The sequence below is a fragment of the Magnetovibrio blakemorei genome (assembly GCF_001746755.1).
Classification (GTDB): domain Bacteria; phylum Pseudomonadota; class Alphaproteobacteria; order Rhodospirillales; family Magnetovibrionaceae; genus Magnetovibrio; species Magnetovibrio blakemorei.
In genome coordinates this window covers 16,542-27,096 of the sequence record NZ_MCGG01000030.1, presented here as the reverse complement: position 1 = coordinate 27,096, position 10,555 = coordinate 16,542, and the positions used below count along the sequence as shown (strand labels likewise).

Annotated in this window: 6 protein-coding genes and 2 pseudogenes; 6 read left to right on the top strand and 2 right to left on the bottom strand. The window is 51.5% G+C overall.

What is annotated here, in order from left to right; all coding sequences use genetic code 11:
• Window positions 1–17 precede the first annotated feature (17 nt).
• Window positions 18–530 (bottom strand): annotated as a pseudogene (locus BEN30_RS10460) (transposase); the annotation flags it as partial.
• Window positions 526–815: pseudogene (locus tag BEN30_RS10455) on the bottom strand (transposase); the annotation flags it as partial. The pseudogenes BEN30_RS10455 and BEN30_RS10460, both read right to left, overlap by 5 nt.
• 303 nt (window positions 816–1,118) lie before the next feature.
• Here BEN30_RS10455 and BEN30_RS10450 point away from each other — a divergent pair.
• The 6 genes from BEN30_RS10450 (at window position 1,119) to BEN30_RS10425 (ending at window position 10,530) form a co-directional block, all read left to right on the top strand.
• Window positions 1,119–1,700, top strand: coding sequence for a D-sedoheptulose-7-phosphate isomerase (locus BEN30_RS10450; RefSeq protein ID WP_069958299.1), 582 nt, complete (start codon window positions 1,119–1,121; stop codon window positions 1,698–1,700).
• Between the two features lie 263 nt (window positions 1,701–1,963).
• On the top strand, window positions 1,964–3,907 hold the full coding sequence (gene asnB / locus BEN30_RS10445; RefSeq protein ID WP_069958298.1) for an asparagine synthase (glutamine-hydrolyzing): 1,944 nt from the start codon (window positions 1,964–1,966) through the stop codon (window positions 3,905–3,907).
• Window positions 3,853–6,387 carry a glycosyltransferase family 4 protein gene (locus BEN30_RS17940; protein ID WP_139134970.1) on the top strand — a complete coding sequence of 845 codons (2,535 nt, stop codon included), beginning with the start codon at window positions 3,853–3,855 and terminating at the stop codon, window positions 6,385–6,387. Before asnB (BEN30_RS10445) ends, BEN30_RS17940 begins: the two co-directional genes overlap by 55 nt.
• On the top strand, window positions 6,384–7,322 hold the full coding sequence (locus BEN30_RS10435) for a glycosyltransferase family 2 protein (protein ID WP_069958296.1): 939 nt from the start codon (window positions 6,384–6,386) through the stop codon (window positions 7,320–7,322). The genes BEN30_RS17940 and BEN30_RS10435 overlap by 4 nt, the downstream gene beginning before the upstream one ends.
• Before the next feature lie 11 nt (window positions 7,323–7,333).
• A complete protein-coding gene (gene asnB / locus BEN30_RS10430) occupies window positions 7,334–9,211 on the top strand; it encodes an asparagine synthase (glutamine-hydrolyzing) (RefSeq protein ID WP_069958295.1) in 1,878 nt (625 codons plus the stop codon).
• The gene (locus BEN30_RS10425; RefSeq protein WP_069958294.1) at window positions 9,208–10,530 is read left to right on the top strand and encodes a lipopolysaccharide biosynthesis protein; all 1,323 of its coding nucleotides are present in this window, start codon (window positions 9,208–9,210) and stop codon (window positions 10,528–10,530) included. Before asnB (BEN30_RS10430) ends, BEN30_RS10425 begins: the two co-directional genes overlap by 4 nt.
• Window positions 10,531–10,555: the final 25 nt, after the last annotated feature.

Genomic DNA, 10,555 nt, shown 5'->3' with positions numbered 1-10,555 from the left:
TTCGCCCTGAACAATGCCTAAGCCATTGATGTTTGGTATCGGATCATAAGTCGGGAAGTATCCGTTTTTACTATTTTGACTGTCTTTTCTGTCACGCTCATGATCCAGGCAAGCCAAAATGCCAGGGCGTTGAGGATCAGGCGCATGTTGTGGCCTGCGGCAACCAGCAGAGCGTTGATGGCGTCGCCAGTTTGGCCTTTTAGGAAGTTTCGATCAAGCCTGCCATCGGTTTTCATATGCCCGATGGTCGCCTCGATGGCCGATCTTCGTTTCAACTCACGCTTCATTTGGGGGCTCAATCCGCGCTTGTGTCCGGACAGCATGACCGAGGCCTCGCCCTCGTAATTATGGCCGCGATAGCCCCTATCGGCATAAATCCGCTCGGGATCGACACCAGTCATTTGCGCGGCCTGGGCGACGGTGTCGGACAGGGTATGTCCATCGTAAGGATTGCCTTCGAAGCTCTTTGCCGCCAGCACCAAGCCTTCACGATTGGTGGTGGCGATGCCAACCTTGGCGCCGAACTCGTATCGATATTGCCCAATCCAATCGTAACTCGTCAACCAGCGTTCTCTTCCGGGCGGGCCTTAAAGTTTTCGTTTGATAACGTCCTGCAGCATGGCTTTGTCTAAAGATAAATCTGCGACGATCTTCTTTAAACGAGCGTTCTCCTGCTCCAATTCGCGCAGACGCCGCATCTCGCTAGGCATTAAACCCGCATACTTCTTCTTCCAATTGAAATACGTCCCCTGGCTAATCCCGGCCTCTCGACAAATCTCCGCAACCGGTATGCCATCCTCGCCCTACTTGACGATGAATGCCCGTTGCGCATCCGTGAATCATGATGCTTTCATTCGGTCTTCGCTCCCTTCCCAGCAGGAAAATGAAAACGAAAAACTCTAACCTATTTCGAGGGCATTTGGGGGAAGCAGATCATTTACAACCGGGCTCTCTTAATTACTGGGGGAACTCGGGGCTCACGTCAGACCAAGTTTCATTGTGGATCAGGACTTCCCCTCATGAATGTTTAGAGCTAGATTCATTCAAGTTGATGAAATTTGCAGGTTCGTAAAAGCAAGGCCGGGCCAAAATTTAGCCAAAACATAGGAAATTCATGCATGAAATCAATCGTCAAACAAGAAATCAGCGACACCATTGATGTGCTCAGGAAACTAGCTCATGACGAAGCAATCTTGGTGGATATTTATTCAGTAGCAGAAACCTGTTTAAATGCACTAAAGCAAGGCAACAAGATTCTATTTGCTGGTAATGGTGGCAGTGCTGCCGATAGCCAGCATCTTGCTGCTGAACTGGTTAGCCGCTTCAATTATGACCGCCCAGGCCTAGCTGCTTTTGCCCTGACCACTGACACTTCCGCACTAACAGCCATCGGAAATGACTATGGTTATGAAAAATTATTTTCGCGACAGCTCGAAGCTGTGGGTAACAAAGGCGACATTTTCTTTGGCATCTCGACATCAGGCAATTCTCTAAATATTCTCAATGCCCTTAAAATTGCTCAATCTATTGGCATTTATACAGTTGGCCTCACCTGCGAAAGCGGCGGAAAAATGATGAATGTCTGTGATTGTTGCATTCGTATGCCGTCATCTCATACTCCTAAAATTCAAGAATGCCACATCGTTGTCGGCCATATCATATGCAACCTAATAGAACAGGGCATGTTCCCAAACCCTTAATCCAGCTACATGAGGTAGCCGCCAACGAAAGAAGTCTACACTCTCTAATCTTTGAGGATGCTTTTTTGATTTCAACCAGTAGGATTATTTCAATATACTCAAATTGCTAATTTTATGCCCAGACTGAGATAGTACTTGCTATTTCTATTCTGTGGTTATCAATGCTACCGCGCGAATACTGGGTTAGTAAACATGGCCACTTTTCACCTTGCCTATGGGCTCGACTGCAATACGATTGCATCGTTAGAAAGATTAAAAACACAATGTGCGGCATAGCAGGCCTTTTAATGCAAAATAACGGCCCCCGGAACCAGCATCTTGAGTCTTTAGCAGTGCGCATGAGTAATACACTTAAACACCGCGGCCCCGATGATCAAGGTGTATGGTGCGACGAAGACGCTGGTATTGCCCTTAGCCACCGCCGCCTTGCTATTATCGATTGCAGCCCTGCAGGGCATCAGCCCATGGTCTCGGCCAGTGGGCGTTTTGTACTGTCCTACAATGGCGAAATCTACAATTACTCAGACATCGCCAAGGAGCTGGTTAATGCTGGGCATCTTATCAAAGGCGGTTCGGACACCGCAGTCTTATTGGAAGCATGTGCCGCTTGGGGAGTGGAAAAGACCCTGCAAAAATGCATCGGTATGTTTGCTTTCGCCCTGTGGGATATTGAGACGCGCACCCTCACACTGGCACGTGATCGGCTGGGTATAAAACCGCTATACTGGGCGAAAGCCGATGAGACGTATCTGTTTGCATCGGAACTCAAAGCGATCCGTACAACAAACCTCGTTGACGAAGACATCGATAGAAATGCTTTGGCCAGTTATCTGCGCCATGCCTATGTGCCCACACCACACAGCATATTCAAAAACGTCCATAAACTGCCGCCGGGTCATATTCTCACCATCCGCGCAGGGGCAGAGCCGTCACTCCATCAATATTGGAATGTGAGGGCCATTGCACGGGCGGGAAATGAAAACCCTTTTAGCGGCACCTATGAAGAAGCCGTGACACAACTTGAACGTCATCTGATGGATGCCGTCGAAATGCGCATGGTCGCCGACGTGCCGTTGGGAGCCTTTTTGTCAGGCGGCATTGATTCGTCCGCTGTTGTCGCCTTGATGCAAGCCGCCAGTGACCGACCCGTGAAAAGCTTTTCAATCGGTTTTCATGAAAAGACCTTTGATGAGTCCGCCCACGCGAAGGCTGTAGCTCTTCACTTAAAGACCGATCACACCGAACTGTTCGTCACACCCCAAGATGCGCTGAACGTCATCTCCGAACTTCCCCGATGGTATGATGAACCGTTTGCCGATAGTTCACAAATTCCCACCTTGTTGTTATCACGCCTAACCCGTGACCATGTAACCGTGGCGCTTTCAGGCGATGGTGGGGACGAAGTGTTTGCCGGATATAATCGTTATTTTTGGGCCACCCGCATTTGGAATCAGGCAGACCGTTTTCCGGGCATTATGAGGACCATGGCCTCAGGCCTTATTAAATCAATACCGCCTAAGGACTGGGACAAACTCGCCAGCCTCATTCCCTCACAAAGAATCCCACCGCAATTTGGCGATAAGCTACACAAAATATGTGACGTGCTTGGGGCCAACAGCATTGATGCCGTCTACCGCCGCTTGGTTAGCCAATGGCCTAATCCTGCTGCTGGCATAGTTTTGGGATCTGAATACCAAGGTGTTCTATGGGACAAAACCACAGCACAAGACCGCCCCGATGCAACAGGACGCATGCAAATGTTGGACATGCTGACGTACCTGCCCGATGACATTTTAACTAAGGTTGACCGCGCCTCAATGGCGGTGTCTCTAGAAGCCCGCGTACCGTTGCTGGACCACCGAGTGGTGGAATTCGCCTGGAACCTGCCGAGAGATTTCATGGTGAGAAGCGGTCAGGGCAAAGCAATCCTCCGTGACGTTTTATATCGCCATGTACCCCGCGAACTGATGGAACGCCCCAAGATGGGCTTCGGCGTGCCGATTGGCGATTGGTTGCGTGCTGAGCTTCGCGATTGGGCAGAACATCTGTTGAATGTACAGCGGCTCAGAAAGGACAGCTATTTCAACGTCGCAGCCGTGCGCAACCTCTGGACGGAACACCTGTCCGGTCATCACAACTGGCAATATCCTCTGTGGACCATATTGATGTTTCAGGCATGGCGCGATCAAGAGACGTCATCATGTTAGAATTTACAATATTACTCTGTATTGCTCTTCCTCTTTGGATATTGGGGCAAGAAATAAAAAGTCACCCTCCACACCAGCTCGCTCTTTCAGCTTTTTGGTATTTTACTTTTCTATTCATTATCGCCTTTCCTATCCGAGCATATTTAATTAATACGGAAATAATCACCATACAAGCGCTTGCGCACCTAAAAATTAAGCAAGCCTATTCGCCAAACATACTCGCAATTGCTCTGTTTTTCTCATTAGTACTCTGGATAGCGGTCATGTTTGGTCGCAACAAAGTTTTAAACCTTACGCAACAAGGCGACATTAGACCCGCGCACGAATTAAGTTCACAACCTACATGGTCACAAGTCGTGAGCGGCTTAGCAATAATTGCAACCATTTCCGTAATTGCCCTTTTGGTAATTGGGGTAAAGTCACATGCAGACTTTGATGGTGCATTTTATCAACGCGCCCGTATGGGTTCTGGGGCATTGTGGCTATTACCGGAGTTATTTGTATATGCTGCCTTATCTGTGATTGCTTGGCTCATCGTCCGTAAAAATCGACGGTTAGGATGGCAAGTATATGCTTTATTGCTTATCATAATAATTTTTTCCATTTGGATATCGGGCGCATTGTATTCGCGCAGATTTATTGCCGCCATTATGTTGGCAATCGTTATCTTACATGTCATGCGCAACATAAAACTTTGGCCTCTGGCCGTGGCATCTGTGTTTGCAACTGTGTTTGCTGCGAGCATTCTCGACTTTCTACGACAACTGGCTTTTCTCAGCAATGAAGTTCACTCTTATCACAGCGTAAGTGACGTAATTAATAACATTTTTATCAATCAATTTCTCATGCTGGTTTCTAGCGCATTTGAAGGCGTTGATCATATTGCTCGCATGTTCGAAAAGGCATCGTGGGTGCAACTCACTTCGGGCATTGACCATGGTGTGTCATGGCTATTTAACGCAGGATTAGCCCTTATACCCCGTGCAATATGGTCGTCCAAGCCGATCAGTTACGGCGGCATAGAACAATTTCATTGGCTTTATCCAGAGGCATTTCGTGAAGGGTTTGCAACAGCAGGAATTCCAATGTCCTTCGCCGTCGACTTTTCCTTTGCCTTTGGCCTGCCGTTTGCGGTGATCATGGCTTACGTCTTTGGCCGCCTGCTGGGAGTTGCAGAACGAAATTTCTGGGACCAAGCTACTCATCCCGCCCAAGCTGCACTTTCTCTGTTCATCTACATCTACATGTTCAATTGGGTCCGTGGTGGCACCATTATCGTGCAAAGCGTATTGTTGTTTTCAATACCTGCCGCCCTCATGCTTGGACTACGCCCGGTGCTTCACGCTGCCTTTGGTTTAGCGGGTGAGGCCGTAGGATTGGTCGGAGGATGTTGGTGGGGAAGCACGCGGGTTTACTTCTACCCCCACGCCTACCTGCGCGACCGCCAATTGGACACCATCAGGGGCTGGCCTAAAGATCATGCGGTGAATGCGGACATTGCCGAGCAGCGCACCGGCGCACAGGTTGAACGCGACCAAGCTCTCGCCCCGGCCCGCTCCTCGTGGAAAACCATCCTGCCCCTAATCAATCTCAAGCGCAGACCCAAGGACGCCCCCAAAGACGCTGCGGTGTATGTCTGGGGCGGCTTGATCGCCAAGGGTCCGTTCATCACCGACATCGACAACCCTTACGCCTTTACCGGCTACAACACTTTGGCGGTGAAGCTTTACCGCCCTATCATTCAGTCCTTTTTGGAAAGCCCCAGGTGTCTGCAAATTCGGTGTTTAAGCCAAGCGTGTCTCGACGGTGTGCGCCGCGAATATGGTGAAGTCGCCGCAGCCAAAGCCATCGTTGCGTATCCGAAGATCTCCGCAAAAGTAGAAGAACCACGCACCCAATCCGCTGACACCTGCCGCTTCTTATTCGTCTCCACCCAGTTTAAGATCAAAGGTGGAACCGCTTTACTGAATGCTTTCAAGCGTGTCGTGCGTGAATTTCCTGGGGCCGAATTGGACTTGGTCACGCACCTGCCTGATGGCATTGATGCGAACATCCCCCATGTGCGCGTGCACCCAGCAAACTTAACGCGCGATGAAATTTCTAAGCAATTTTTGTCCAAAGCCGACGTTTTGGTTCATCCCACCTATTTTGAGTCCTTTGGCATGGTGATTCTTGAAGCCCTCGCCCATGGACTACCCGTCATCGCCACAGATGTATACGCGATCAAGGAAATGGTTGAAGATAAAAACAACGGCTTGTTGCTGGAAGCGCCCCTATCGATCTGGTCAGGAACGCGACCGACGCCTTTGTTTTCCGACACGACCAAGGTCCGCGATTTGGTGCGGGTGACCGACACTTCAAAATTTGAAGATGCCCTGACGGAGGCCATGCTCAAAATGGCCAGAGACACGAAATTCCGCACCCAGGCCGGTGCCGCCAGTCTTCAATTGGTTCGTACAAAATTTTCGGGGACACTATGATTATTTCAATTGTCATCCCCGCGTTTAATGCAAGTGCAACACTGGGCGAAACCTTGGCGTCAGTGTTTGCGCCCCCCTTACCCGAAGACTGGACTTTAGAGGTTATTGTCGCCAATGATGGCAGCCCCGATGGCGCGGCGCAAAAAACCGTTGTGAATGGTTTTACCCACGCTCTCTACCTGAGCCACGAACCCAATCAAGGCAAATGCGCGGCGATGAATCTGGGCATCAACGCATGCACAGGTGAGATCGTCATCTTGTTGGATGCCGACGATACCTTGGTCGCCGATTGGCCGACACGCTTGGCCCGCATTCTTGAAACTTGGCCCCCGGATGCTCCGCTGTGCTTCAGCGCGTGTCAAACGCAATTGGGCGAAAGCACCGTCACTGACCCTGACTACACCGGACGTCTGCGTTTTGATGACATGCTCAACGAACGCCACATGGGCGAATACCTGCCGATGTTTCGCGGCTATGCCCTTCGCGCCAACCACGGCTACCGCGACCCCGGCGAACCATATGGATGTGAGTTGTGGACCTATTTGGGTTTTGCCGAGAAGTTTGATCTGTGGGTGAGTGCAGAGGTTCTGCGCATCTATCAGGTGGATCGTCCTGGCTCTATGACATCATCCATGTGCAGCCCCCAAACGGCTGAACGTGTGGTGAGGTGTTACGACCGTATCTTTGATGATTTTGAAACCGCATACCGAACCCACGCCCCACGCCACTTGAACAAGCGGAGATTACGTCAGGCCGTGTTTGCATCCATCTCCGGTCAACGCGGGCGCGCTTGGACAACGTGGAAAAAAGGGGCCACCTTAAGCGCCCCCATCGAAAGCTTAGGCGCACTTGTGTTGATAACCTTAGGCTCAGAGGCCGTGAACGCCATTGTCGGTTTTGCCAAAAGAGCCCGCCTGTTGCGGCGTTACGGGTAGGGGCTGAACTTATGTGTGGACTAGCCGCCCTCAGTTTCCATGCGCCACCCGGCAACGCCGAGGTGGTGTTACAGGCCATGTCCAAACACATCGCGCACCGGGGGCCGGATGATCACGGCCTTATGGTTTTGGAGAACGGTTCCGCTGGCGTTGCCCATCGCCGCCTCAGCATCATTGATCTCAGCCCGCATGGTCGCCAACCGCTGGTCAATGAAGACCGCACCTTGGCGCTGGTGTGTAATGGCGAGATTTATAATCACCAAGAATTACGCCTTGACCTAGAAGCCAAGGGCCACCGTTTTACTTCACACTCAGACAGCGAAGTGATCTTACATCTCTATGAAGAGATCGGTGCGGATGTGGTGCTGAAGCTTAAAGGCATGTTTGCCTTTGTCATCTTAAACCTCCAGACGGGCGATTTGTTTTGTGCTCGCGATCCCTTGGGTAAAAAACCATTGTTTTACGCCAAGGTCCCCCAAGGTGTCGCCGTAGCATCGGAAATTCCGGCCCTGTTTAAGGTGCCGGGCTTAGAGCGAGCGATTGATTCCGAAGCGGTCGGCTTATTTTTATTGCGCAACCTGCGCAACATTCCCGACCCCAAAACCATTTACCAAGCCATCAGATCCCTGCCCCCAGCACATGTTCTGCACATTGAAAAGGGCATAGCCGGTGAAGCGCGACGCTACTGGCACCCAAGCCTTGTCTCTCAACCCACCACTCCCGCCGACGTCTTGGAAGCTTTTGATTTGGCCGTTAAGCGGCGCAGCATTGCCGATGTGGAAATTGGGGTGTTGTTGTCCGGCGGCGTTGATTCCACCGCCATTGTCGACAGCCTCAATCGTCAAGGCGCTTCGGATCTGCGCAGCTATGCGTTTGGCGTTGATGAACATGACGAAGAATTGATGCGGGCGCGTCGAGCGGCCGAGATGCTGGGCACTCGACACACAGAAATTCATTTTCATGCCGAGCGTCAACACGCGCTGTTTGACGATCTTTTGCGCCACCACGGCCAGCCGATCATGGCCTTGCCTTTGACTCACGCCATGATGCTGTTTGAGGCCATTCAAGCTGATGGCCTCAAAGTTGTCATGGCCGGTCATGGAGCCGACGAAGTTTTTTATGGCTATAACGGGGCGCAGAACTTAGCCAGCTTCTCGCGCTTCAATGATGCCTTTCCAGGCCCCTTTAGCCGTGTTTTGGCAGGGGCATTATCGGCACTGTTTTCAACGGGGCGCCTGGGTGAAACGTTGCGCCTATTGGCCCACAAACCGGGACAGCGGAAAACGGCGCTCTATCAACACGAGGCCAGCACGCTGTGGCCGCAACTGTTTAAATCACCGCCAGCCCTTGCATCCATAGCCGCATGGTCCCAGCCGTGGTTTGCAGGTGTGCCGCGCCTCAGTTATATCGATGAGGCTGCGTTTTTAGGCTTGATGCAGGAGAATGCCCACGCCCTCACCATTTCCGGCGACCTGCCCGCCATGGCCCACGGCATTGAAGTCCGTTGCCCGTTTATGGACCAAGACCTAATCGAATTGGCGCTCACCACCCCATACGACGACAAAGTCAAACGCACCCACAATCTCAGCGGCGGCAAGATGATTTTAAAGCGCGCCCTCAAAGACCGTATCCCCGCCGACATCCTCTATGCACCCAAACGGGGGTTTGGTTATTTTGTTCAGGAAGAGGCGGTTTTGCGCGGACCATGGAAAGCGCGCCTAGACGAGGCCTTTGCCGCGCCTGATGATTTGAGCGGCTTGTTCAATGTAAAGGCACTTCTCGACGCTAAGTCTCGTTTTGATCAAAAAGACCCAAGCGTCCCGGCCATCCTTATGGCAAAGCTTTACGCGCTGCAACGGTTCCAATGCCTGCAAGGATTCGGCGGATGATCAACCGGACCCTTTTGGCAGGCCGCGACATTGCTAGGCGCATCATAAACAACCCCGATTATGGATGGAGCATCGCCACCAGCTACGGCCACATCGGTCTCAACATCGTCGTGCAAATTCTCCTCGTGCCGTTGTATTTGCATCATTTGGGAAAAGTCGAATTTGGCGTGTTGATGATTGTGTTGGGGGCGGTGAATTATTTGGGCCTCGGCATCGGCTGGGTCTCGTCCGGGGCGCAGCGCATCATGGGGGAATTTTCAGCTCAAAATGAGCGTGAAAACTTACAACGCACCTACACCCTCAGCAAAATCATCTTTGTCGTCTATGCCGCTCTGACCGGAGGCATTGCCCTAAGCCTTGTTTGGGCGTTGCAAGGCACGTTGTTTCCCGACAACCCAAGCCTCGCCATTGCGACCATTCGCATGGTTGCTTTAGGCGTTGTGTATATGGTCGTGCTGTACGATTTTAATGTAGATCGTCTGGTGTTGATTTCCATCGGCAAACAAGCCTGGGCCAATGCACACAGCATCTTAAGTTTGGCTGTCTTTGCCGTGACCATATTTCCGGTTTTATCCCATGGTGGCGGTTTGGTCTCCGTGATGGCAGCCTTGCTGTTTGGCGTTCTTGTCGCGCGCGCGGTTTCGTTTATTTTGGTTCACAAACAAGGCCTCCGTCTGCGTTGGCCCGGCCATGAGGGACGTGCTGTTTTGAAGCGCCTGCTCGGCCCCATGGGTCTGGGGTATGGGCTTTACGGGGCCCTTTTGCTGACCCTGCTGCAAGCCGATACGTTAATTTTGGGCGTGCTTGGCGGCCCGCTGCTGGTGGCGGATTTTGTTTTGGTTTGGAAAATTGCCGACGTCGCCATGCAAGCGCTGTGGCGGTTACCCGAATCGTTAATCCCCTACTTGATCCAAATGGATGCACGTGGCGAACACCAACGCATGCAGTCTATTTATGCCAGCGCGCAAAAAGGCATGGTTTTTGTGGCCGTAATCGCCGCTCTTGGCTTTGCCTTGTTCGGCCACAACGTGGTCGTATTGTGGGTCGGAGTTGAGCATGCTCCAGACTTACCCTGGGCTTATGAGCTAGCCGGTGGAACTCTGTTTTGGCTGACCATCGCCAGACTTCCAGCGGTTTACGCCTTTTCACAGGTCCGCTTAAAACCCTTGATCAAAGTCACGGCTTTAGAGGCTATTGGAAAAGTGATCTTCGTATTTGCCCTTTTTCCCACATTAGGGTTATATGCCCCCTTAGTCGCAATCAATGTTTTGCACATTCTTGGCATCGCCTATCTGTACCAACGTCTCTATAATGTTTAAAAACCGTAAACCGCCCCCAGGATAC

Excerpts from the sequence above, each read along its gene's own strand:
- BEN30_RS10425 (WP_069958294.1), top strand. The coding sequence starts at position 9,208 with ATGATCAACCGGACCCTTTTGGCAGGCCGCGACATTGCTAGGCGCATC.
- asnB (WP_069958298.1), top strand. The coding sequence starts at position 1,964 with ATGTGCGGCATAGCAGGCCTTTTAATGCAAAATAACGGCCCCCGGAAC.
- asnB (WP_069958295.1), top strand. The coding sequence starts at position 7,334 with ATGTGTGGACTAGCCGCCCTCAGTTTCCATGCGCCACCCGGCAACGCC.
- BEN30_RS10450 (WP_069958299.1), top strand. The coding sequence starts at position 1,119 with ATGAAATCAATCGTCAAACAAGAAATCAGCGACACCATTGATGTGCTC.
- BEN30_RS10435 (WP_069958296.1), top strand. The coding sequence starts at position 6,384 with ATGATTATTTCAATTGTCATCCCCGCGTTTAATGCAAGTGCAACACTG.